Annotated in this window: 21 protein-coding genes; 11 read left to right on the top strand and 10 right to left on the bottom strand. The window is 56.2% G+C overall.

Annotated elements, in window-relative coordinates:
• Positions 1-7 precede the first annotated feature (7 nt).
• Positions 8-310, top strand: a complete 303-nt coding sequence (locus AB7E06_RS06100) for a hypothetical protein (protein WP_094197251.1) — start codon at positions 8-10, stop codon at positions 308-310.
• A gap of 133 nt (positions 311-443) precedes the next feature.
• A complete protein-coding gene (locus AB7E06_RS06095; protein WP_094197252.1) occupies positions 444-1,217 on the top strand; it encodes a MipA/OmpV family protein in 774 nt (257 codons plus the stop codon).
• 7 nt (positions 1,218-1,224) lie between these two features.
• Here the strand turns inward: AB7E06_RS06095 and AB7E06_RS06090 are convergent, their stop codons facing one another.
• The 6 genes from AB7E06_RS06090 to AB7E06_RS06065 all read right to left on the bottom strand — a co-directional run bounded on the left by AB7E06_RS06090 (position 1,225) and on the right by AB7E06_RS06065 (position 6,430).
• On the bottom strand, positions 1,225-1,602 hold the full coding sequence (locus AB7E06_RS06090; protein ID WP_406612055.1) for a translation initiation factor: 378 nt from the start codon (positions 1,600-1,602) through the stop codon (positions 1,225-1,227).
• A 173-nt stretch (positions 1,603-1,775) separates the two neighbouring features.
• Positions 1,776-3,230 carry a YdgA family protein gene (locus AB7E06_RS06085; RefSeq protein WP_321266654.1) on the bottom strand — a complete coding sequence of 485 codons (1,455 nt, stop codon included), beginning with the start codon at positions 3,228-3,230 and terminating at the stop codon, positions 1,776-1,778.
• 78 nt (positions 3,231-3,308) lie between these two features.
• Positions 3,309-4,214: an NAD(P)-dependent oxidoreductase gene (locus AB7E06_RS06080; protein WP_427955718.1), complete on the bottom strand. Its 906-nt coding sequence runs from the start codon at positions 4,212-4,214 to the stop codon at positions 3,309-3,311.
• A gap of 86 nt (positions 4,215-4,300) precedes the next feature.
• Positions 4,301-4,948, bottom strand: coding sequence for a maleylacetoacetate isomerase (gene maiA / locus AB7E06_RS06075; protein WP_249459760.1), 648 nt, complete (start codon positions 4,946-4,948; stop codon positions 4,301-4,303).
• Between the two features lie 34 nt (positions 4,949-4,982).
• Complete coding sequence (gene ispH, locus AB7E06_RS06070) at positions 4,983-5,954, bottom strand: 4-hydroxy-3-methylbut-2-enyl diphosphate reductase (RefSeq protein WP_094197257.1); 972 nt, start codon at positions 5,952-5,954, stop codon at positions 4,983-4,985.
• A complete protein-coding gene (locus AB7E06_RS06065; protein ID WP_223254057.1) occupies positions 5,954-6,430 on the bottom strand; it encodes an FKBP-type peptidyl-prolyl cis-trans isomerase in 477 nt (158 codons plus the stop codon). The genes ispH and AB7E06_RS06065 overlap by 1 nt, the downstream gene beginning before the upstream one ends.
• A 49-nt stretch (positions 6,431-6,479) precedes the next feature.
• Between AB7E06_RS06065 and radC the strand changes: the two genes are divergently transcribed.
• The 8 genes from radC (at position 6,480) to AB7E06_RS06025 (ending at position 15,997) form a co-directional block, all read left to right on the top strand.
• Positions 6,480-7,151, top strand: coding sequence for a RadC family protein (gene radC / locus AB7E06_RS06060; protein ID WP_108727730.1), 672 nt, complete (start codon positions 6,480-6,482; stop codon positions 7,149-7,151).
• A gap of 93 nt (positions 7,152-7,244) precedes the next feature.
• Positions 7,245-8,087, top strand: coding sequence for a MurR/RpiR family transcriptional regulator (locus tag AB7E06_RS06055; protein ID WP_125276562.1), 843 nt, complete (start codon positions 7,245-7,247; stop codon positions 8,085-8,087).
• Positions 8,088-8,389: 302 nt separating this feature from the next.
• Positions 8,390-9,808, top strand: coding sequence for an MFS transporter (locus AB7E06_RS06050; RefSeq protein WP_427955711.1), 1,419 nt, complete (start codon positions 8,390-8,392; stop codon positions 9,806-9,808).
• 38 nt (positions 9,809-9,846) lie between these two features.
• The gene (locus AB7E06_RS06045; protein WP_249459761.1) at positions 9,847-10,524 is read left to right on the top strand and encodes an aspartate/glutamate racemase family protein; all 678 of its coding nucleotides are present in this window, start codon (positions 9,847-9,849) and stop codon (positions 10,522-10,524) included.
• Positions 10,525-10,553: 29 nt separating this feature from the next.
• On the top strand, positions 10,554-11,879 hold the full coding sequence (locus AB7E06_RS06040; protein ID WP_427955707.1) for an MFS transporter: 1,326 nt from the start codon (positions 10,554-10,556) through the stop codon (positions 11,877-11,879).
• 357 nt (positions 11,880-12,236) lie between these two features.
• The gene (locus AB7E06_RS06035; protein WP_009456467.1) at positions 12,237-12,503 is read left to right on the top strand and encodes a type B 50S ribosomal protein L31; all 267 of its coding nucleotides are present in this window, start codon (positions 12,237-12,239) and stop codon (positions 12,501-12,503) included.
• 302 nt (positions 12,504-12,805) lie between these two features.
• Positions 12,806-14,566 carry an ArnT family glycosyltransferase gene (locus tag AB7E06_RS06030; RefSeq protein ID WP_121739228.1) on the top strand — a complete coding sequence of 587 codons (1,761 nt, stop codon included), beginning with the start codon at positions 12,806-12,808 and terminating at the stop codon, positions 14,564-14,566.
• 9 nt (positions 14,567-14,575) lie between these two features.
• Positions 14,576-15,997: an MATE family efflux transporter gene (locus tag AB7E06_RS06025; RefSeq protein WP_427955703.1), complete on the top strand. Its 1,422-nt coding sequence runs from the start codon at positions 14,576-14,578 to the stop codon at positions 15,995-15,997.
• A 208-nt stretch (positions 15,998-16,205) separates the two neighbouring features.
• On the opposite strand, the gene AB7E06_RS06020 is transcribed toward AB7E06_RS06025, so the two are convergent.
• The 4 genes from AB7E06_RS06020 to AB7E06_RS06005 form a co-directional block, all read right to left on the bottom strand.
• Positions 16,206-17,495, bottom strand: coding sequence for a quaternary amine ABC transporter ATP-binding protein (locus tag AB7E06_RS06020; RefSeq protein ID WP_108727735.1), 1,290 nt, complete (start codon positions 17,493-17,495; stop codon positions 16,206-16,208).
• The gene (locus AB7E06_RS06015; protein ID WP_094197262.1) at positions 17,492-18,349 is read right to left on the bottom strand and encodes an ABC transporter permease; all 858 of its coding nucleotides are present in this window, start codon (positions 18,347-18,349) and stop codon (positions 17,492-17,494) included. The genes AB7E06_RS06020 and AB7E06_RS06015 overlap by 4 nt, the downstream gene beginning before the upstream one ends.
• A gap of 164 nt (positions 18,350-18,513) precedes the next feature.
• On the bottom strand, positions 18,514-19,557 hold the full coding sequence (locus tag AB7E06_RS06010) for an ABC transporter substrate-binding protein (protein WP_264671805.1): 1,044 nt from the start codon (positions 19,555-19,557) through the stop codon (positions 18,514-18,516).
• A gap of 538 nt (positions 19,558-20,095) precedes the next feature.
• Positions 20,096-21,334: a class I SAM-dependent methyltransferase gene (locus AB7E06_RS06005; protein WP_427956013.1), complete on the bottom strand. Its 1,239-nt coding sequence runs from the start codon at positions 21,332-21,334 to the stop codon at positions 20,096-20,098.
• 350 nt (positions 21,335-21,684) lie between these two features.
• Here AB7E06_RS06005 and AB7E06_RS06000 point away from each other — a divergent pair, with 350 nt between their 5' ends.
• Positions 21,685-22,833, top strand: a complete 1,149-nt coding sequence (locus AB7E06_RS06000) for a Bcr/CflA family multidrug efflux MFS transporter (protein WP_094198393.1) — start codon at positions 21,685-21,687, stop codon at positions 22,831-22,833.
• Positions 22,834-22,944: the final 111 nt, after the last annotated feature.

Genomic DNA, 22,944 nt, shown 5'->3' with positions numbered 1-22,944 from the left:
TTTATTCATGAGTACTCGTGTTCTTTTGCATGCTCCTACTGTCGATGCCCTGGAGCGTGCCCGCAGCAATGCGCGCAACTTGCTCAAGGACATCCCGGATGCCCAGATTCGTATCATCGCCAATGCCCAGGCCGTTAAAGCCTGTGTAGAAGGCGCTGAACACGATTGCGACACCTACACTTACCTGTGTCCCAACACACTGCGCAATCAGGATCTCAATGCACCAGAACGCTTCCAGACGCTGGAGCACGGGGCTATCACCGCGCTGGTGAAACTGCAGGCAGACAACTGGATTTACATTCGGGCCTGAGCAGATGTAGGCCTGGCACAACAGACCATACAGGCCGGTCATTATTTTGCCTAAGCCTGTTCAAACCTTGATACGATAGCTAGGCCCGCGACAAGCGGGCCTGTTTTTACCCCGTATCACAAGGAAATCTGCTATGTCCACCCTCGCCCGTTCTGCTCTGCGCCCCTTCCTGCTACTGGCTGCTTTATGTGCTTTAGGAACCAGTCAGGCACTGGCGCAGCAAACCACGGTGGGTGTCGGCGTGGGTTTCGCCCCAAAATACGAAGGGGCCGACAGTTACGGTGGCCGTTTCTACCCTCTGCTGTCGCACCGTAACGGCCACTTTTTCCTGGCCCCAAAAGCAGGCATGCCTGCCATCGGCCTGCAAACCAATCTGACAGACAACTGGACTATCGGCACCTACGCCGCCCTGGCCCGCGCACGTAAATCCGGTGATGCCGACCGCCTGTACGGTACGGACGATATTGATCGTCACGGCAATCTGGGTGTATTTACTGCTTACCGACTAGGCAATGCCAAGATCGAAGGCAGTTACTACCAGGCACTGAAAAGCGGCTACGGCGCCACTGCCGTTCTAGATCTGAGTTACCGCCTCTGGAACGATCAGGACAGCAGCTTCTCGCTGGGTGCGGAATTGAAATGGTCCAACGAAAAAGCCATGCGCACCTACTTTGGCGTGAAATCGCATGAAGCTGCTGGCAGCAATGGCCAACTGCGCACGTACCGCCCTGACGCTGGTTTGCGCTCTTATGCCTTGTACGGCCAGTACACCCACAAGATCAGCGAAAGCTGGTCCCTGCAAGGTCTGCTCGGCGTGAACACCTTGGGTGAAGAAGCCAAGGACAGTCCATTGGTCGAGAAGAAAAGCAGCGTCTTTGGTGGCGTAGGCTTGGGCTACAGCTTCTAAATACCTGTCAGGGTCTGCCGACCCGTTTAACCGTCAAGCCGTTGTGTTCCAGGCGTGCCTGCACAACGGCTCGATGATCACCCTGTATCTCCAGCGTTCCCCCTTTCAGCGTCCCGCCCGCCCCACACGCACTCTTCAGTTCTTTGACCAACGCCTTGAGCTGCTCTTCAGGCATCACCAGACCTGTTACCACGGTCACTCCCTTTCCTTTGCGTCCCTTGGTTTCCAGACTCAAGCGCACTGGCCCCTGAACCTGAGACAAGGCTTGTTCGCGCTTGTTTTCTTCGCAACGACACTGGTTCTGAGGCTGTCCGCAATCCGGACACACGCGTCCTTGTTCTGTGCTGTATACCAGCCTGGATAGCTGGTCCGATAAACTGGCCATGAGCTGGCTTCCTTCCAATTACTGAATCAAAACAAGCCTTCGGCTTGCGCTCCACTTCGCGGCCTGTGTGCTAGGCTCACCCCCAAGGGGGATTTTTTCCTTGGGGCGGCCCGGCGGTAAAAAAAAGCCCACCGAAATTCGGTGGGCTTTACGCTGGACAAAGCCCAGATAAATTACATCATGCCCATCAGGACCAGACCCAGCAATTGCTCGGAGGTAAAGCGCTGGCCGTTGATATCGAACACGCGATCCTGACCATCGTACTTGATAACGGTAGAGATATCGTTTTCGTCATTCTTGATCATATTGGACTTGGCGTAAGGCGCCACAGCAGCATCCAGCATCATGTCCAGCATGGCAGCGTTACCTTCCTCAGGCGTCAGGCCTTCGGCCTTGTCCATATCGGTAGCCAGACCACGCAGCATGGGCTTGGAGATCGAGACATCCAACTGAGCAGCAGGAATCGCTTCAACCCACAGCTCTGGGCTTTCTTTCAACTGTTGCAGCGTTGCATCAGGCTTTTGGAAGTCCACGCGCAAAGTGGCTTTGGACTCGCCAGCGGCAGTGTACCAACGCAGCGGCTCAATACGCAGCACAGGTTTTTGCTCCAGCGCTTGCAGAACCAGTTCCATTATCTTCTGAGCAGTTGGGCCATCAACCGAATCCATATCGTTTTGCAAATTGGAGTCGGAAATCAGCTTGGAGAGCGCAGAAATAGCAGGTGCATAGACGCGATCAAAGTTCATGGACAACTCAATCGAACCCAGATTGACCTTGTCCTCAAACACCAGATCACTGACCGTGTAGATGACCTTGGTATCGCTGATGGAGTCTTTGGTGACAGCGTCCGAGTTGACAGCGATTTGCTTGAAAGTGATGCCATCGGTCTCGGCGGTTTGCATCTTCACGTTATCCACGCTTAGCTTGCCAACCTGGGTGCCGTTTACATTGATGTCGCCATCTTGCTTGAAATCCACCACAAAGTTGGAGGCTTCCAGCTTCAATGGATCTTCGCTGATGTCATCGACGAACAGCTTGGGGAAGCTGCCAGTCACAACAATATCTTTGCTCTTGCCACCGGCTTTGGTACGCAACTGGCCACCACTGAAATCCACACTGATTTCATTGCCTTGGTGCTTGATGGCTTCAAAGTGCACGTTGGTGTCCACAGCACCGTCAAAACCAACCAGGCTGTCTGCCCACAAAGGGGTCTTGTCGCCAGTCAGCTTGTACCAGCCTTCCGTGTCCTTGGTCTTGACCAGGGTGCTGCGCGACAAGGCGGCAACAGGAGTGAAGTTACCCAGAGCCATTGCCGACATAGGAAGCGGACCATGGCTGATCTTGTCATCAAAAGTCAGCTCCAGAGGCGTATCTTCAGCATCAGAAGGCTTGATAGTGATGGTGTAACGAGCGGTAGAGGAAAATACGCCACGCTGGTAATCCAGCACATTCATGACGACTGACTCGCTCAAGCCCATTTGCTGCATCTGCTCGGCAGCCAGGGTATTGAACTGGGCCACTTTCTCACTGACCAGCGCTTCAGTTTTCTTACCGGTATACCAAGTCGAACCGCCGTATGCAGCCGCTAACACGACAACCAGTGTGACTAGCCCTGTACTTTTTTTCATGACTTCCCTTTTGTTGATCTACAGTCCCAACTTTAAACAGCCGACATAATACCGAAACTAAGTTTGACTGAAGATGGTTTATTCCCCGTAATTGTAACTATTCACGTGCGTAATGCGAGCGACATCTTGTTCGCCCAGTCCCAAACGATGAGCCACACGGTAACTTTGCTGGGCTGCATGGGCCACGGGCATACTGGTATGACTGGCACTGGCCAACTCTGCCACCGTGTTCAAGTCCTTCAACATGGTGTCGACCGACGCTTTTACTTGATTGTCGCGCTGCGTCATGCGCGGCACGAACAATTGCAGCAGCACCGAATCGGCCCAACCACCCCCCAGAGCCTCACTGATTTTAGAAGCATCCACACCATTATCATTGGCCAGGCTCAAGGCCTCGGCGATGGCGGTCAAGGTGGTGGCCACAATGGTCTGATTGCATAATTTTGTTACTTGGCCAGCCCCGACCGCCCCCATCAAGGTGACGCGCTGCGAATACGCCTCCAGTGCGGGGCGCACGCGCTCTAGCTGTGCCGCTTGTCCACCCACCATGATGGCCAAGGTGCCTTGTTCAGCCCCACCGACACCACCCGATACAGGGGCATCCAGCCAGTCAGCCCCGCAACGCTGCTGCAATTGGGCAGCCATCTCGCGCGTCGCCCGAGGTGAAATCGAGGAGTGGTCTACCACAATCTGCAAGGTTCCCTGCACAGTGGCCAGGCCCTGCTCACCCAGGACGGTATCGTGCACTGCTTGGGCATCGAACACGCACAGGAATACGGCTTCACACTGCTGGGCCATTTGCGCTGGAGTATCACACCAGCTTGCTCCTGCTTCCAATAGTGCAAGTGCCTTGTCTTTGGAGCGATTCCAGATACTGACCTGATAACCCGCCCCCAACAGGCGGCGCACCATCGGTTGACCCATACGACCCAATCCACAAAAACCAATCTTCATGTTTTGTCCTTTACGCCCCCAGGCCGCCACATCAACGGCAATGAGGCAAGAAAAACCCGCCTATCAGGCGGGTGGATTCCGGCCAGCCCAGCTTCGGGCGGCCTTCACGCTTGGCGTCAGGCCGCATCAGGCTGACGGTCAGGAGCGGCTTCTTGAAACGCGGATAGTTCCAGACATTTTTCTTCCACCGCCAACAGGCGAGGAAAAGCAGTCAGGTCAATCTCAAAGCGACGCGCATTGAACATCTGAGGAATCAGGCAAATTTCAGCCATACCGGGCGTATCACCAAAGATGAAGGCGTGACCTTTTTTGCCATGGCGTTGCACCAAGGCCTCCAGGCCCTCCAGTCCTACGCTGACCCAATGGCGATACCACTGATTGCGCGCATCTTCTTGGGCATGCAACTCGTTCTTCAAGTACTGCAGCACACGCAGATTATTCAATGGATGAATATCACAGGCCACGGTTTGAGCCATGGACCGCGCCCAGGCCCGCTCTGCTGAGGTTTTAGGCAAGAACGGCAGTTCGGGATAGCGTTCGTCCAAATATTCCAAAATAGCCAGGGATTGCGTGATGATCAAACCATCGTCGTCCAAGGCAGGCAACAACTGGACAGGGTTGATTTGCACATAATCGGGCTGATGCTGCTGACCGCCATCTTTAAGCAGATGCACAGGCTTGATCTGGTAATCCAGTCCCTTGAGGTTCAGACCAATCCGCACCCGGTAAGCGGCGGAACTGCGAAAGTAGCTATATAAAATCATCTTGTCTCCTGTCCACCCTGCAAAATTCGTTTTTTTATTTGTTCAGGTTTTCAATCTTGCGCGACAACTCTCGGGGCAGCGGGAAGGCAATGTTTTCCTCCACCCCATCCAGGGCTCGTACACGACCCACGCCTAGTTCCTGCAAGCGCTGAATCACCTGATTGACCAGAACCTCCGGTGCCGATGCGCCGGCCGTCACACCCACGCGCTTTTTACCCACCAGCCAGGCCGGATCAATCATTTCCGGTTTATCCAACAGATAGGCTTCAGCGCCTTTGCGTTCAGCCACTTCGCGCAAACGATTCGAGTTCGAGCTATTGGTACTGCCCACCACCAGAACCAGGTCGCACTGAGGGGCCATGATCTTGACCGCATCCTGACGGTTCTGGGTGGCGTAACAGATATCGCTTTTCTTGGGTTCGACGATATTGGGGAAACGCTCGCGCAAGGCCTGGGCCACAACCGCCGCATCGTCCACGGACAAGGTGGTTTGCGTCACAAAGGCCAACTTGTCGGGATCAGCCACGTTCAGATTGGCGACGTCCTCGGGCGTTTCCACCAGGTACATGCCGCCATCGGCCTGCCCCAAGGTGCCCTCAACTTCAGGGTGACCGACGTGACCAATCATGATGATTTCCCGGCCTTCGGCGCGCATGCGAGAGACCTCGATATGCACTTTGGTCACCAGCGGGCAGGTGGCGTCAAAGACTTTCAGGCCACGTTTTTCGGCATCGTCACGCACCTGACGCGAGACGCCGTGGGCCGAGAAAATCACGATCGCGCCCGAGGGAGCTTCGTCCAGCTCTTTAATAAAGATCGCCCCTTTGTTGCGCAGGTCTTCGACCACGTAACGGTTATGGACGATTTCATGACGCACATAGATTGGTGCGCCGTGCAATTCCAAGGCGCGTTCGACAATATCAATCGCGCGGTCGACCCCAGCACAGAATCCACGGGGCTGGGCCAGAACAACCTCAGCGTTCTGAACGGGAGTAACTTGACTCATTACAGAATCCCCAAAATATGAACATCCAGACGCAAGGCCACACCGGCCAAAGGATGGTTGAAATCGAACAAGGCCGTCTTGTCGTCGATTTCCTTGAGCACGCCCGAATAGCGGCTGCCATTCGGGGCGGCAAACTCCACCATGTCACCGGGTACGAACTCCACCCCTTCGGCAGCATTGCTGGCCAGCATTTCACGAGTGATGCGCTGCAAGAGGTCCGGATTACGGGCACCGTAGGCATCCTCGGGGGTGATGTCGAGCTGAAAGCGCTCGTCCTCACGGTGACCCAGCAATTTTTCTTCCATACCGGGGGCCCACTGACCATTGCCCAGTTGCAAGGTCGCCGGACGACCCGTAAAGGTATCCGCGAACACAGAGCCTGCCGCCGGGCCACTGGCCAGCTCTATACGATAGTGCAAAGTCAGGTAGGAATCCTGACGGACAATTCCAAGCTCGGAACTAGCAGAGTTACTCACGATCGCTCACTATAGAAAATCATTCAATTACCGCATTTTAACGTTTCTTATGGCCACATCCACTTTACGCCGCCAAGGGCCCCGCGAGCGCATGTTGGCGCACGGCCCTGCCTGCCTGAGCACCCCGGAACTGCTGGGTATTGTCCTGCGCACCGGTACACGCGGGCGCAATGCTGTCGAGCTCGGTCAGATGTTGCTGGAACATTTTAACGGACTCAAAGGATTATTATCGGCCGATGCGTCTGCCCTGCGTCAGCTGGACGGAATCGGGCCAGCCAAATGCGCGGAACTGTTGGTTATCCGGGAACTGCAACGCCGCTGTGCCCTGGAATCCCTGACCGGATTGCCAGTACTGAATCAGGCGGACAAGGTACGCGACTATTGCCTGGCCCATATTGGACATTTGCCCGTGGAGCACTGCCTGGCCCTGTTTCTGGACAATCAACTGCGCCTGATCTGCGCCGAGGAAATCAGCCGGGGCACCGTCAATCAGGCCTCGGTCTACCCACGGGAGATCTTGCGCGCTGCCCTGCGCCACCATAGCTGCGCCATTATTCTGGCGCACAATCACCCTTCTGGCGCTGCCTATCCCAGCGCGTCCGATATCAGGCTGACCCGGCACATACGTCAGGCACTGGCATTAGTAGATATACGTTTGTTGGACCATATTATTGTCACGCCCAGCCAGACTGTCTCCATGGCCGAACGCGGGGATCTGTAGCCGACCGGGTCCGGCGGAAACTGCCGGATTTTTGATACAGTTCCATGAGCTTCCCCGTAAAATCCTGAACACACTACAAGAGTACGGAGCGCCATGTCTGATCCCGCCGTGAAGTCCTTTGTTGGACGCGTACGTGACATTCTTCACGATCTATCCCCATCAGAGCGACGTCTGGCGGAATTTGCCCTGGATTTCCCAGGCGATCTGGCCGGCTACAGCGCGTCTGAGCTGGCATCTCTGGCCAATGTATCTAACGCCACGGTTACCCGCTTTATTCGGCGCCTGGGTTATAGCAATTACGAAGCGGCTCGCAAGCAAGTGCGCTCCGAAAAGAAAGCGGGCTCTCCCCTGCTGCTGGCCGCGACCGAGACAGAAGCCGAACGCTCGCTGGCCACACACCTGCAACAGAGCCAGAACAATCTGGCCTCCACCTACCGACGCATTCCCGACTCACTACTACTAGAGATTGCCCAGGCCATTCTGGGCGCACGCAAAGTGTGGGTACTGGGGTTTCGATCCAGCCATGCTCTGGCCAATTACTTTCGCTGGCAGTTGCTGCAAATCGTCCCTGAAGCCCATCTGATTCCCGGCCCTGGCGAAACCATGGGGGAGCATCTGGCCGGCATACACGCCGACGATGTGGTGGTGATCTTTGCCCTGCGTCGCCGGGTGCGCAATATGGATCAGCTGATTAGGCAAATAGCTCAGCTGAACCCGAATGTGCTGCATATCACCGATCAACTCAGCGCCGAGAAAAGTGCCTGTCGCTGGACGTTGCGATGCGATGTCCAGTCGCCCGGTGTGCTGGACAACCACGTGGCGGTGATCGGCTTATGCCATTTGATTCTGAGTCAGATAATGGATCAGGCCGGCCCGGTCGGGCGTCGCCATTTGGGCATGGTGGAAGCTTTCCACGACAGTTTTCTGGAGCTGTAGACCGCTGAAACTGGCATCACAAACCCATCCACTGCTCATGCAGCCAAGAAGGTAAGTCAGTCCAGCACAAGTCAGGCTGCCAGAGGCTATCCCAAGAATCGAATAAGGATCATATGCAAAATGCGATGATCCTTTTTTTATTAAAACCCCTTTTTTATCAATGAATTAAAGAACAGAATAAAAAAACTGCAAAATCTTTCTCGTTAACCCTAGTTTTGAAAATATTTTTTCATATTAATAATGGCTGAAAAAATAATGTTATGGGCGGACGTGCCAAGCATGTCCTGAAACGAGGAGAAACCATGTCTAGCAAGCAGCAAACCTTGCCGGCCGACACCGAGCAGGCACAGGCCAGTTCTACGGCCAACAATCACACGGTTCAGCAGCAACTGGAAAACTCGCTGGAAACCATAGGCGTCACCAACTCACACCGCAAAGTGCTGGCCCTGATTTTGCTGGGCGTGCTGTTTGACGTGCTCGAGCAAAATGCCGTGGGCCTGGTAGGCCCGCTTCTACAGCAACACTGGGGGCTGACGCCTCGTGATGTCGGGTTTCTGAACACCTTGACCTTTGCCGCTGCGGCCCTGGGGCGCTTGCTATCTGGTTATATCGCCGACCACTATGGTCGCCGCGTCATGCTGACCATCAATCTGGCCCTGTTCACGCTGGGCGCGCTGATCTGCGCCCTGGCCCCCAGCTACTGGGTACTGGGCCTGGGTCGCATGATTGTGGGCTTTGGTCTGGGTGGCGAGATCTCGATTGCCGTCACTATGCTGGCCGAGTTCTGCTCCTCGCGCTTTCGCGGCACCGCCGTCGGTACGATCAACGTCGCGGGTGGCGGTCTGGGCAATATGCTGGCTCCGGCCTTCGGCTTGCTGGTCTTTACCCTCTTTCCCGGCCCCGAGAGCTGGCGCTGGGTGTTTGGCCTGCTGGTCATGCCCGCCTTCACGGTGCTGTTCTACCGTCGTTATATTCCTGAAACACCTCGCTTTCTGGTGTCGCAAGGCCGTATCGACGAGGCCAATCAGGTTTTGAATATTCTGGCCTCGGGCAAGCTGGGCCGACACGTTGCCAACCCCTACCCTTATCTGCACAGCGGCCCACAAGCGCAAAAAGCAGAGCGCGTACGCTTGAGCGAGATTTTCGAAGGCCCGCTGGCCATGCGCACGCTGGTCACCGGTATTGCCGTGTGCATGACCTACGGCGCGCAACTGACGGTTCTGACCCTGATGCCGACTCTGCTGGTAGAGCAAGGCTACTCCCTGGTGAAAAGCTATACCTTCACCATCCTGATGCAGTCGGGCAGCTTGCTGGGTGCCTTGACCGCCTCTTACCTGGGCTCCCGCGTGCCTCGCAAACGCGTCTTCACCTACGGAGCTTTACTGGCCTGCGCCAGTGGTCTGGCCTTTGGCTTTCTGAGCTTCAATATCTACCTGGTATTGCTGTTCGGTGCGGCCTTCCAGTTCTGCGTACTGTTGCTGAACACCACGATCTGGATTTTCTCCCCCGAGCTGTATCCCACCCGCGTCCGCGCCTTTGGTACCGCCTTCATTCTGGCGCTGGGCACCTTGGCGGGCGCATTTATCCCCACGCTTAGCGGCTGGGTGCTGGAAGGCTACGGTGTCGCCGGCATGTTCACCTTAATGGCGGGCATGTATGTCACCTTTGCCGCCGTCCTGCAGTTGGCGCCCGAAACCTTTGGCCGCCCCCTGGATACCTGATTCACTTGATAAGCCGCATTACAGCGGCTCCTGTATTTATGTCTCATACCGTACTGCTCATCAACCCCAATACTTCCCGCCCCACCACCGACATGATGGTTGCGCTTGCCCAGGCTTGCTTTCAGAGCCTGCAGCGCAGCGACATCCTGGTCCGGGGGCTGACCGCCCCCGAGGGACCGGGCATGTTGACCGAAATGGAGGAACTGGAGCAAGCCGCCGCCATCGCCAGGCACCCGCTGATACTGGCCCAGGCGCAAGGCTCGGACGGCATCATCATCGGTGCTTTTGGTGATCCCGGCCTGCAGGCCCTGACTGAGCACGTAAAGGTGCCTGTCATCGGCATAGGCCAGGCTTCCATGCTGCAGGCCGCCCGAGCAGGCACCCCTTTTGGCATTGCCACCACGACGCCCGGCCTGGAGCAATCCATTCTGGACCAAGTACAGCGCTATGGCTGGAGCAACCAGTTCTCCGGCCTGCGCCTGACCCCTACCGCCCCGCTGGATCTGGCCCAGGCCCCTGAACGTCAGGATCAGGAGCTGGCCGACAGTGTCGTGGCATGTATCGAACAGGACGGTGCTCGCGCCGTCATCATCGGTGGCGGCCCGCTGGCTCAAAGCGCCCAAGCGCTGCAAAGCAGGCTGGCTGTGCCGGTGATCAACCCCATCATTGCTGCCTGCGAGCTTATGGCCGAGCGCCTGCCCCCAGATCAGCCATAACACGCTGTACCACACAAGGAGACACCCTCATGACGAGCAGCACCCTTGCGGACGGAGCCCAGGCCCCATCCGCCAGCAAGCAGGAACTGGATCAGATTTACAAAAAAGTGATGTGGCGCATTTTGCCCTTCATCTTTTTGCTTTGGATGCTGGCCTGGATAGACAGGCTCAACATTGGTTTTGCCAAGCTGCAAATGCAGCCCGAACTGGGGTTCTCCGAAACCGTTTACGGCATAGGCGCCGGCATTTTCTTTTTGGGCTACTTCTTTTTTGAAGTGCCCAGCAACTGGTTGCTGCTGCGTATTGGCGCGCGCAAGACCCTGGCCCGTATCGCTTTTGGCTGGGGCCTGATCTGCGTGCTGATGATGTTTACCAAAACGGCCGCCTACTTTTATGTGATGCGCTTTTTGCTGGGCGCTTTTGAGGCGGGTTTCCAGCCCGGTGTATTGCTGTTCCTGACCTTCTGGTTCCCGGCCCATCGTCGCGCCAAAGCGTTTGCGGTCTTTATTTCCGCCTCGGCGGTGGCTTCGGTTGTGGGTGCACCACTGGCCGGTTTCATCATGACGCGTCTGGATGGCGTCAATGATTGGTCCGGTTGGCAATGGTTATTCCTGCTGGAAGGCCTGCCGACGATTTTCGCAGGCATTCTGGCAGTGATGTTCATTGTGGACAGCCCGGAAAAAGCCAGTTGGTTAAGCCAGCGAGAGAAAGACCTGATCAAACAGGAGTTAGTGCTGGACGCCAAGGCCGCAGGCCCGCGCGAGCACAGCTTCAAGAAAGCCTTGGGCAATGCCGATCTGTGGACCCTGACCCTTATGTTCTTTGGCATCGTGGCCGCGAACTCCACGCTGGCCTTTTTTGCCCCCACCCTGGTACGCTCGCTAGGCCCGACCGATCCGCTACAAGTTGGTTTACTGGTAGGCCTGGTCTATGTTTTTGGAGCTATTTTCCAGTTGACGCTGGGCTTTAGTGCCGACCGTCGCCGCGAAGCCCGACTGCACACGGGCATTCCCGTCATCATCGGCGCGATCGGTCTGGCTGGTGTGGGTCTGTTCCTGTGCAACAATACGGCGATGGCTTTTATCAGCCTGATTGTGGCCGTATCCGGCACCATGGGCTGCATTCCGGTGTATTGGCAATTGCCTAATGCCGTACTGGCTGGCTCGGCAGCCGCTATCGGTGTGGCCTTCATCAACTCCGTAGCTAATCTGGCCGGCTTCGGCGCCCCCTTCATGTTGGGTGCGCTGAAAGATTCCAGCGGTAACTTCCAAAGTGGTTTGTGGATTATTGCGGCGCTGGAACTGGCCGTCGGTATCTGGATTCTGTCTTTCCGCAAGCGCAGGCAAACCACCTGAACTCCTTGAAAAGCAAGGATCAGGACCGCGAAAAGGCTGGCAAACTGGCCGTTTTCGGGGCCTGTCCACCCGCCAGCGAGCGAGACCCTGTTGCACTTGTGCCGCGCTTTGACGGAGTTTTCTTTGAAAAGCGGCGGCTCGATGCTAAAATCTCAGGCTTCATCGGATACGTGGCAAAAAGTCTTTAGGCATTATTCAATCGGGCGGGATGTAAAACCCAAACCCGGTTAAAAAAACAGCCCTCTAGCTTTTTAGTGCCGGTAGTTACAAGAAAGATTGAAAATCTGCCCTGTGCAGCTTTGTTTTTGTAAATACGTGCCTTGCTGGCGGTCCTTATTTGTCAAAACAGGAATCATCATGAAAGAAGGCATTCACCCAGAATACCGTGACGTGGTGTTTCTGGATCTGCAAACGGGCAACTCCTTTATCACCCGTTCCACTGTCCAGACTCGCGAAACCACCGAAAAAGACGGTCAGACTTACCCGCTGTTCAAGTGTGACGTGACGTCCGAGTCGCACCCCTTCTACACGGGCGCTCAAACCCGTATCGTGGAAACTGGCCGCGTTGAAAAATTCCGCGCCCGTTTTGCCCGTACGGCTGGTACCGTCAAGAAAGGCGAATAAGCTCTCTTTCTCGACATACCGCGTTCAGCGCAAAAAAGGCAGCTTCGGCTGCCTTTTTTACCGCCAGGCCGCCCCAAGGCTCGGCGCCCCCGGTAAAAAGCCCCCCTCGGGGATGAGCCCGGACACACAGCAGTCCATTGCGGACTGTTGTGTGCCTGGCGAATCCGAGCGGCATGCAAGCCGCGAGGTGGAGCGCAAGCCGAAGGCGCAGCGTGGGGGTCCTTTTTTAGCGTACATTTCCCGGCCAAGGCGCCCCCTTTGCATTAAGATAGGGCGAATCAACAGACTGTTTTACCCTAGACGTGTCATCTAGCCTCATACCCACCTCCACCCCTGCCCGCCTGACTGCTACCGCTGCCGTCAAACTTCCCCGACTGGTCCTGCTTGTTGTGGGGACAATTTACATTCTTGCGGGTCTGTTTTTCCGTGATCCCTGGAAGGCAGACGATGTCATCGGGCTTGCAACCATGCTGACCGCTTTGTCTGATCCCAGCGGTCAGGCTTTGCTGTTGCCGCAGGTGGGCGATCTGGCGCATGCCCAGGACGGGCCGCTGACGACCTGGCTGGGGGCGCTGTTCATTACGCTGTTTGCGCCGCTGCTCAAGCTGTTCACCTCCGAACTGAACGCCAATATTGTGGCGTCCCGCCTGCCCAATTTACTGTGGTTCGGCATGCTGGCAGCCTCGGTCTGGCACAGTGCCTACTGGCTGGCCCGTCGTCCCGAAGCCCAACCGTTACGCCTGCCCTTTGGGGGGGAGCCCTCGCCCACCGCCTATGGGCGCATGATTGCCGACGCCACTTTGCTGCTGACAGTGGCCACAGTGGGCATCATCTGGCGCATGCATGAAACGTCCGAAGTGCCGGCCATCATTGCTTTCCAAGCCCTGGCCTTGTACAGCCTGGTACGCATGTTCGACCGCCCAGCCTCAGGTGCAATCATGCTGGGCCTGTCTTTGGGTGCCTGCTTTCTGACCCGTGGCTGGCTGGGCGCAGGCCCCATTATGCTGGCCACTGCGCTGTGCTTTATTCCACGCGGCCCCTTGCGCCAGCACAGCCAATGGCTGGCCCTGAGTGCCGTGCTGACCCTGGCCATCATCATGGCCTGGTGGATCCCGGCCAAGCGTGTCAGCGTGTACTGGACTGAACAGTGGCGTCTGTGGCATCTGGCAGCCTGGGGCTGGGCCGGATTCAAGGAGCAGTTGAATAATCTGCGCGACTTGCTCTGGTTCCTCTGGCCTATCTGGCCGTTGGCATTGCTGGCGCTGTGGCAATGGCGCAGCTGGCTCAAAGCCCCGCATATTTACGTACCTGCCATCAGTTTTCTGGTTCCGCTCATCAGCCTATTATTCATGCGCGATGCCTTCGAGCCCGAATACGCCTTGCTGGTCGTGCCTTGCGCCATCCTGGCTGCTTTCTCGCTGCCCACCCTGCGTCGTGGCGTCATCAACACGCTGGACTGGTTTGCCATCATGTGTTTCTCGCTGACAGCGGCAACCGTCTGGCTGGGCTGGTTTGCTCAGCAAACAGGATGGCCACGGCAGATTTCGCAAAATATTGCCCGCCAGACGCAAGGCTATGACACCTTTATCTCCTGGCCGGTCATGATTATTGCCGTGCTCGGCACCGTCGCCTGGATCGCACTGGTGCGCTGGCGCTTGTCCTCCAACCCGCCAGGGCTGTTGCGTGGCACAGTCTTGTCTGCAGGTGGCCTCATTACCACCTGGCTCTTGCTGGTGACTTTATGGATGCCCTCGCTGGACTACGTACGTAGCTACCGCGATGTATCCGGCGAACTGTCTGCCGCCCTGCAGGCGCACAAGCAACCCGGTGAATGCCTGCGCTCCTGGGGGCTGGGTTCGGGGCAACGAGCCTCCTTCCTGGTATTCAACAACATCAATATCAATTTTGATAACCGCTGCTCCTTGGTACTGGAACAGTTTTCCCTGCGCGACCTGAAAGATGGCAAGGCCCCCATTCCCGACAATGCGGTCCAGCTCTGGCAAGGTAAACGCGGGCCAGATCGCCACGAGGCTTTCCGTCTGCTGCGAGTGCAAGCTCAGTAAGTTTCAATCATGTCCTCCGTGTTTCATCGCAACTGGAAAGGCCAGGCAGGTCAGATCCTGCGTCAGGCCTGGCCTGTGCTCGTTGGCTCCTGGGCAGGTATCGCCTTTGGTGTCCTAGATACCGTCATGGTCGGCCACAGCAGCCCGATCGACCTACAGGCCATGGGCCTGGGCGTATCCATTTACATCACCGTTTTTATTGGCTTGATGGGCGTCATCCACGCTCTGATTCCTATCATTGCGCAGCAATTTGGCGCGCGCCGCCTGACAGAAGTGGGCCGCTGGTGGGGGCAAGGCGTGTGGCTGGCCCTTTTGCTGACCTTGATCGGCACCCTGGCGCTGGCCTTTCCCAATATATGGTTACGCTGGTCGGGCGACTTAAGCCCTGAGGTTCACGACCGAGTAACCTGGTATTTACGCAGTCTGATCTTGGCTCTACCCGCCGCCCTGGTATTCCGAACCATTTATTGCCTGGGTACCGCCACATCGCGCCCCAAGGCCGTCATGCTGATCAATCTGTTCAGCGTGGCCTTCAAGGCCCTGTTCAACTGGGTGCTGATTTTCGGGAAATTTGGACTACCGGCCATGGGCGCCGTCGGCTCAGGTTTGGCCACTACGGTAGTGTCCTGGCTGATGCTGGCGGCAGGCCTGTGGTTGCTGCGTACCGACCGCTACTACAAGCCGTTTACGCTGCGACTGGGGCTACCCAACTGGGCGGCCCAAAAAGAACTGCTGCGTCTGGGTCTGCCTATGGGCGGCTCCTACCTGATCGAGATCTGCGCCTTCAGCTTCATGGCACTGCTGGTCGCCCGCGAGGGAGTCTTTGCATCGGGTGCGCACCAGATCATGGCCAATCTGGCCGCCGTCTGCTTTATGGTGCCGATGGCCGTGGGCGTTGCCGCTGCCTCAGTCAGCGCTCAAGCGATTGGTGCGAGGCAATATCATCGCGCCCGTCAAGTGGGAATGCTGAGCCTGGCAATCGTGCTGGCGGGGGTGACCTTAACGATTACCCTATTGGTGCTGCTGCGTCCGACCTTGGCCCATGCCTACACCGATGATGCCGATGTCGCACTCCGGGCTTTGCTGTTGCTGCAACTACTGCCCTTTTTCCACTTTTTCGATGCGTTCCAGTGCCTGATTTCCTATCTGCTGCGCGCGTATAAAGTGGCTTTTGTCCCCATGCTGCTGCAATTCTTTGCCTTGAGCGTACTGGGTTTGGGTGGAGGGTGGTGGCTGGGTTTTGGACCTGCAGCCGGATCGCTGGAAGGCGTTATTCAATGGCTGGCACCGGGAGCACCTGTGGGGGCGGCCAGCTTATGGACCATGTCCAGCCTGGGCCTGGGGGCTTCGGCCTTGTTGCTGATGTTCTGGTACGTTCATATTTTGCGCATCTACAATCCGACAAGGCGCAAGACGCAGGCGTCCCAATAAGCCAGACCTGGGGCACTGACACTCACTCAGTCCACGGCAAACTCAGACGCTCCGATACTGACTACCCTGTGCTTTTTTACTCTTTGCTCAGCCTCAAAAGCCCAAGGCCGAAATACGGTAAATCTTCAACGCGCAAACATATAAAAAAAACGGGACCAGTTGAATAACTGGTCCCGTTTTTTCTGTTGCCTTACCAAGACAAGGAAACTCAGGCAGCAGGCTTACTGCCTTCAATAGCTTCCGCAAGCTTGACGGTATCGTCTGTAGTTGAATCCGAGGACGCATCCGCCTCTGCCTGCGCCGACTCCTCAACCGCATCAATCAATGGGCTGACCAGGTCCACGACCTTGCTACGCGATAACAGGCCCAGGAACTCATCATTCTCCCCAGTCACTGCCAAAGGTTCGCTGCTACGCAGCAATTGCCCCAGAATTTCATCCAGCCCCATGGTCGCGGGCACTGAACTCATTTCATCCACAAAGCCGGAGATGTCCCGTGCGCCTTGCTGCACCGCTTCCTGGGCACTGGAACGCATCAAGACACCGGCCAGGCGCTTGCCATCGAGCACAGGCGCATAACGCACGCCCCGTTCGCTCAAGCGCTCCAGCGCATGAACAGCACGAGTACGCATGGTGAAGGTCAATGTCTTGCTGGAATCGCGCACCGCATGGGCCGCATTCAGCACCTTGCTGCGGTTCACGTCTTGCAAGAAAGCCTGTACATAATCGCTGGCGGGCGAGAGCAAAATGTCTTCGGGCGAACCTTCCTGGACCAGCTCACCATCTTTCAGAATGGCGATCCGGTTACCCAGGCGCAGGGCCTCATCCAAATCATGCGTAATAAACACAATGGTCTTGTTCAGACGGGCCTGAAGCTCCAGCAACTGATCCTGCATTTCACGTCGAATCAGTGGATCCAACGCCGAAAACGCTTCGTCCATCAAGAGGATGTCCGCATCGGTGGCCAAAGCGCGTGCCAGGCCCACACGTTGCTGCATACCGCCAGACAACTGATGGGGATACTGTTTTTCAAAACCCTGCAGACCCACCTGCTCCAGCCAATAAGTGGCCTTCTCTTCCCGGGCGGCGCGGCCCATGCCCTGCACCTGCAGGCCATAAGCGGCATTTTCCAGCACGGTACGATGCGGAAACAGGCCAAAGCGCTGAAAGACCATGCTGATCTTTTGCTGACGGAACTGCATCAGAGCCTTGCCATCCAGACTCATCACGTCCACATCATCCACCAGAATTTGCCCTGCCGTCGGTTCAATCAAACGGTTGAAGTGGCGAATCAAGGTGGACTTGCCTGAACCGGACAAGCCCATGATGACGTAAATACTGCCAGGCTCGATAGACAGGCTGATATCGCGCAGACCCAGCGTATGACCGCTTTTGGCCAGCAGCTCATCTTTGCGAACACCGTCACAAGCCTCTTGCAGCCAGCGCTCGGGTTGCGAGCCAAAGATTTTATAAATATTGCGAACTTCAATCTTGCTCATGAGGCCTCCCGCGTCTGAAAGCGGCGACCGAACTCTTGCGTAATACGGTCAAACAAGATTGCCAACAGCACAATACCCAAACCGGCCATCAGGCCACGGCCCACTTGCAGGCGGTTAATGCCTTGCAGCACTTCGTAGCCCAGCCCTCGCACACCGATCATGGAAGCGATCACCACCATGGCCAGGGCCATCATGGTTGTCTGGTTAATACCGGCCATGATGTTAGGCATGGCCAGGGGCAGTTGCACCCCGTAGAGCTGCTGCCAACGATTGGACCCAAAAGAACGCGAGGCTTCCAGCACTTCACTGTCGACCAGACGTATTCCCAGATCCGTCAAACGAATGACAGGCGCAATGGCATAAATGATGGTGGCAATCAGGGCGGCGATCTTGCCCAGATTGAACAGCATCACCACCGGAATCAGATAGACAAAGCTGGGCATGGTTTGCATCACATCCAGGATCGGCATCATGATGCGGCGCAGCCAGTTAAAGCTGGCCATCAACAAACCTAGTGGTATGCCTATCAGGACAGACAGGAAAACGGCCACGATCATCAGCGCCAGGGTCTGCATGGCAGCATCCCACAAGCCAATCAAACCGATGGCGAACAACATCGCCCCCATGGCGACGGAGAACAGAACCCGACGACTGGCAGCCCAACCCAGCACCACCACCACCAACACAACCGCCCACCAAGGGCTGCTGCGTAAGACGGACTCCATAAAAACCAGCATATCCAGCAAAGGCTGGGTCATGGCGCGCAAGGCACTGGAATAATTGTCAACCAGATCACCCACGAACTGATCGATGGGCAAACGTAAGGCGCGCGGATCAATCAACTCAGGAAACATAAAAAACACTCCGTAAAACTCGTGCATGTGGCGCGGGCGTGCCGCCTGGCCATGAGCCTGCCGGCCACAAACTGACCAGGCACAAAAGCGAGGTACGGCTCAGTGTCCACACCCCGAAGGATGCCGATACCGAGGCCGGCCTCGCTTACACAACAACACGAATACTAAAGAGCGGCTTTTACGCGCTGAGCCACTTCCATAGGCACCCACTTGGACCAGGTATCCTGGTGCTCTTTCAGGAACCAGTGCGCCACATCTTCGGGCTCACCCTCGGTTTTTTCCATATGAGCCATGGTGTCGTTCATCAACTCCAAAGGCACGCTGACATTGGCCAAGAAGGCCGTCAACTCGGGAGCCTGCTTGGAGAACTCCGTATTAACAGCGGTGAACACCGGATTTTCGGGGTAGTCGCTAGGCTCCGGATTGGCACAATTGGGGTCCGTCAAACAACCATGCTTTTTCGCGTCATAGGCTGGCAACTCCAGCTTGACCAGATCCATGGAGCCCACCAGCGGTGTCGGGTACCAGTAGTAGAAAACGATGTTTTCCTTGCGCTGGTAAGCGGAGGTCAAGGCAGCCTTCTGCGTGGCACCGGTACCGGGCGAGAACAAGGTGTAGGTATCACCCAGCTTCAGGGCATTGAACAGATTGCCACTGACCACTTCACACCCCCAACCTGCCGGGCAGCCATAGAAACGGCCTTTACCGGGCTCTTCAGGGTCTTTGAATTTATCTTTGAACTTGGGCAAGTCCGCGGCGGACTTCAGCTCTGGCAAACGCTCGGCCGTGTAGCGTGGAATGAACCAGGCTTCGCCACCCATGTAGATATCACCAATACGTTTTACTTTCCCTGTAGCTTGCGCCTGTTTCCAGGGGTCTGCCACACTGTTGAGCCAGATTTCCGTGTTGACATCCAGGTCGCCTCGCTCCAATGCAGCCAAAGCCGGAAGCGTCTCGACCGAGATGACCTCAGTCTTGCAGCCATAGCCCTTGTCAGCAATAAAACGCTCGACTTCAGTCAGGACCAGGTTGGATTCCCAATTCATACCGCCAAAGCGGACAGCACGATCCAGTTCGCAGGAAACCGGGGTAGCGGCTTGTGCGGCGGACGACAAACCCAGCAAAACGCTGGTCAGCACAGAGGCTTGAATCAGGGGAAAGCGGTGCAAGCGCGACTTGGCACCGGCGTGAGGGAAGTATGAAGACATGATGCTCCTCCTTGAGTTACTGTGGACGCGTCCTGCATGATCAGTCGGCGCCAAGGCTAAAGGGGTGTGCGGAAGACGATACTTTTATCGCCAATACATACCTACGTATAGACGAGTGCCAGGCACTCACGAAAAACCCGGAACGATGCGTATGGGTCAACACCCTTTTTTATATCGTTCTGCGCCCTGACCGAAACAAGACGGCTGGGGCCGGGTCACACCGCGCGGGGCGATGATTTGGTGCGAATAGAACACGCTGCACGAGCGGTTCTGGATCGAATTGATGAATAAGACAAGGAAGCCATTCTACGGGTCTTTGCAATCAAAAACAAATTATTACCACGAAAAACCAGTAAAATCCAAAAATATGTCAATGGTTAAAACACAACAAAACCCTTGTTTGACGTGGTTTCAGCGATTTTCTAAATTTTTTTTTGTTACTTAATGATTCAGGGCGAATCGAGGGATATAGAAACCGGGCCCAAAAAGGCAAATGACAAGGCCTAACACCTTGTCATTTGCTCTTTGGATGACTGACTTAAGGCTGGTACATGTAATCCCGTCGCCATGGATACACGATGCCAGGCGCATACTCCAGCTCCTGGGTCCGCCCTACGCTTTGGGCCTGAGCCAGCACCTGATGCAAGGCGATCCAGCCATGCTCAAAGCCCATGGCACAACCGGCCAGATACACCCGATAAGCACGCAGGGATTTTTGGCCCTGCTCCGAATCCAGCGTCGCTTTGGCCTTGTCCAACTGACTTTCCAGTGCATCGCTCCAGGCCCACAAGGTACGCGCATAGTGGGGACGAAGATTTTCAATATCTAGCCCTTCCAGACCACCTTCCGCCAAATGACGCAATACATGGCTGATATGAGTCAGCTCCCCACCGGGGAAAATGTATTTCTCGATAAAGTCGCCCATCCCGGCGCCCAGTTGGCTATTGTCCACACCACCGGCCGTAATACCGTGATTCAGAATCAAACCACCGGGTTTGACCAAACGACGCAGCTTGTCAAAATAGGCCGTCAACTGTGCTCGCCCCACATGCTCGAACATGCCCACCGAGGCCAGCTTGTCATAAGGCTTGAGTTCATCGAGCTCACGGTAATCAAGCAGCATCATACGGGCGCGGCCCGACAGACCCTTTTGCTCGATCAGCCCGTTCACATAGGCATGCTGGTTACGGGACAAGGTAATACCTGTCACGTTCACATCGTAGTGTTCAGCAGCCCACATCAACAGCCCCCCCCACCCGGCCCCGACATCCAGAAAACGCTCGCCGGATTGCAGACGTAGCTTGCGACAAATGTGCTCCAGCTTGGCTTCCTGAGCCTGAGCCAGCGTCATGTCCGGCTCGCGGTAATAGGCGCAGGAATAGACCCGACGCGGGTCCAGCCACAAGGCGTAGAAATCATCCGACAAGTCGTAGTGAAACTGGATCTGCTTGGCGTCCTTTTCCTGGGAGTGACGCCAGACAGAAGTCAGGTGCTTGATGATGGAGGTCAGCCAGCCCGCCTGGGCGGCATCGACTGGCGAGCCCGGCAAGATATCAGCGGCCAATTGCATCAAATCGCGCATGGACCCGTCAAAGTCCATACGCCCCTCCACGTAGGCCTCGCCCAACTGTCCGGACTGGCCGGCAGCCAGTTGCGCCAAGGTGGCATTGTCTTTGATCGTCAGATGAACCGATGCGTTGGTTGTCCCGACCTGCTCACCATTGGGCAAGGTCAGTCGAACCGGAACGCTGAGTTGATCTAATTTGGCTTGGACCATGGATGAAATTGAACTCAACTTCGCCTCCTTGCATGTAAACAAACAAAGATGACAATGTGCCGCCTACCGCGACACACCGCCCGTAAGCTGTCAATCCTGTAGCCTAATACAATCAGCCCCTGGATCCGTTGCGTCAAAGTCACGGATCACATACTTCAAACCTAAAGCACTCACCCCAATATTGACGTTGCCCCATGCTAAACTGCCTGCCTTTGGCCCATTGCATCGGCTTGCATTGATGCGCGGCACAGGGTAGTGGGTTCAGGCTCTCGGCCAGGATCTGCCCCACCTTAATACTTGGCCCGATGACACGCAACCACTCCCCTGCATTTCCACCCTGGCTGATTCTGATGGGGCTACTCACGGCCCTGGGCCCTTTGGCCATTGATATGTACCTGCCCGCCTTCCCGGCGATGGCCCAGAGCCTGAACACCTCGGCAGGCATGGTAGAGCGCACGCTAGCGGGTTTCCTCTTGGGCGTCGGTGTGGCCCAACTGGTCTATGGCCCAATGGCAGACCGCTTCGGCCGCAAGCTGCCCTTGCTGATGGGCGTGCTGATTTTCACCACCGCTTCTTTTTTCTGTGCACGCGCCAGCGATATTGATGAACTAACTGTCTGGCGTATCGTCCAGGCCTTCGGAGGGGCGGCTGGCATGGCCATTCCCCGTGCCGTGATCCGGGACCGTTTCGAGACCCGTGAAGCCGCCCGCGCCCTATCTATGCTGATGCTGATCATGGGGGTTATGCCCATTCTGGCTCCGCTGATTGGCGGCCAGATCCTGCTGTTTAGCGACTGGCGCGGCATCTTTTACTTCATGGCAGGCTGTGGTGTGCTCCTGTGGCTGCTGACTTTTTTCACCATGAAAGAGTCTCTGGCCCCGGAGCGCGTACTGCCGCTGCAGCCCAAACTGATCGCACATAATTACAGCGCCTTGCTGCGTGACCGGCCGTTCATGTTTTATTCCCTGGCCGCCGGTTTCAGCTCTGCGGGCATGTTTGCCTATATCGCCGGATCGCCGCGCGTTTTTATCGACTTGTTTTCTGTCGAGCCGCGTCATTTCGGTTTTTATTTTGGTGCCAATGCGGCCTGTCTGATTGTTTTCTCTCAAGTCAGTGCCCGCTTGCTCAATACTTACAGCCCACCCACATTGTTGCGCGTGGCGCAGGGACTGCAGGTGATCTTTACTGTGCTGGGCGCGATTCTGACCCTGCTGGGCGTGCTGGATCTGACCTGGTTGATGGTGACCCTGATGGGTTTTATGGCTTGTCAGGGCTTTGTAAACCCCAACTCCGCCGCCCTGGCCCTGTCTGAACAAGGTCTTCGCCTGGGAACCGCTTCGGCCTTGATGGGCGCTTTGCAAATGCTGTGTGGAGCGTTAGCCGGTTTCGCCGTCAGCAGTTGGGCTGCTCCCAATGCTTTGCCATTGACCGCCGTATTGGCGATCTGTGCCATCTTATCGTGGCTGTTTGGCCGCAATGCCGCGAGGAAAGCACGGTAAAACTTGATCTAAGTGATTTTTCCATATTAGAATAATCTTCTTTGTACCCCAGCACTGGGGTTAACACGATCCTAATTTTACAATCGCCCGCGGCTTTTTTCGTTTAGCGGA

It is taken from the genome of Alcaligenes sp., assembly GCF_050255915.1.
In the GTDB taxonomy this organism is placed as follows: Bacteria; Pseudomonadota; Gammaproteobacteria; order Burkholderiales; family Burkholderiaceae_B; genus Alcaligenes; species Alcaligenes aquatilis.
Note: the sequence above shows the minus strand (reverse complement) of the source record. Positions and strands in the feature narration are given on the sequence as shown.

Excerpts from the sequence above, each read along its gene's own strand:
- AB7E06_RS06040 (WP_427955707.1), top strand. The coding sequence starts at position 10,554 with ATGACGAGCAGCACCCTTGCGGACGGAGCCCAGGCCCCATCCGCCAGC.
- AB7E06_RS06050 (WP_427955711.1), top strand. The coding sequence starts at position 8,390 with ATGTCTAGCAAGCAGCAAACCTTGCCGGCCGACACCGAGCAGGCACAG.
- AB7E06_RS06020 (WP_108727735.1), bottom strand. The coding sequence starts at position 17,495 with ATGAGCAAGATTGAAGTTCGCAATATTTATAAAATCTTTGGCTCGCAA.
- AB7E06_RS06015 (WP_094197262.1), bottom strand. The coding sequence starts at position 18,349 with ATGTTTCCTGAGTTGATTGATCCGCGCGCCTTACGTTTGCCCATCGAT.
- AB7E06_RS06095 (WP_094197252.1), top strand. The coding sequence starts at position 444 with ATGTCCACCCTCGCCCGTTCTGCTCTGCGCCCCTTCCTGCTACTGGCT.
- AB7E06_RS06000 (WP_094198393.1), top strand. The coding sequence starts at position 21,685 with ATGGGGCTACTCACGGCCCTGGGCCCTTTGGCCATTGATATGTACCTG.
- AB7E06_RS06085 (WP_321266654.1), bottom strand. The coding sequence starts at position 3,230 with ATGAAAAAAAGTACAGGGCTAGTCACACTGGTTGTCGTGTTAGCGGCT.
- ispH (WP_094197257.1), bottom strand. The coding sequence starts at position 5,954 with ATGAGTCAAGTTACTCCCGTTCAGAACGCTGAGGTTGTTCTGGCCCAG.
- AB7E06_RS06035 (WP_009456467.1), top strand. The coding sequence starts at position 12,237 with ATGAAAGAAGGCATTCACCCAGAATACCGTGACGTGGTGTTTCTGGAT.
- AB7E06_RS06005 (WP_427956013.1), bottom strand. The coding sequence starts at position 21,334 with ATGGTCCAAGCCAAATTAGATCAACTCAGCGTTCCGGTTCGACTGACC.
- AB7E06_RS06045 (WP_249459761.1), top strand. The coding sequence starts at position 9,847 with ATGTCTCATACCGTACTGCTCATCAACCCCAATACTTCCCGCCCCACC.
- AB7E06_RS06010 (WP_264671805.1), bottom strand. The coding sequence starts at position 19,557 with ATGTCTTCATACTTCCCTCACGCCGGTGCCAAGTCGCGCTTGCACCGC.
- AB7E06_RS06090 (WP_406612055.1), bottom strand. The coding sequence starts at position 1,602 with ATGGCCAGTTTATCGGACCAGCTATCCAGGCTGGTATACAGCACAGAA.
- AB7E06_RS06025 (WP_427955703.1), top strand. The coding sequence starts at position 14,576 with ATGTCCTCCGTGTTTCATCGCAACTGGAAAGGCCAGGCAGGTCAGATC.
- maiA (WP_249459760.1), bottom strand. The coding sequence starts at position 4,948 with ATGATTTTATATAGCTACTTTCGCAGTTCCGCCGCTTACCGGGTGCGG.
- radC (WP_108727730.1), top strand. The coding sequence starts at position 6,480 with ATGGCCACATCCACTTTACGCCGCCAAGGGCCCCGCGAGCGCATGTTG.
- AB7E06_RS06100 (WP_094197251.1), top strand. The coding sequence starts at position 8 with ATGAGTACTCGTGTTCTTTTGCATGCTCCTACTGTCGATGCCCTGGAG.
- AB7E06_RS06055 (WP_125276562.1), top strand. The coding sequence starts at position 7,245 with ATGTCTGATCCCGCCGTGAAGTCCTTTGTTGGACGCGTACGTGACATT.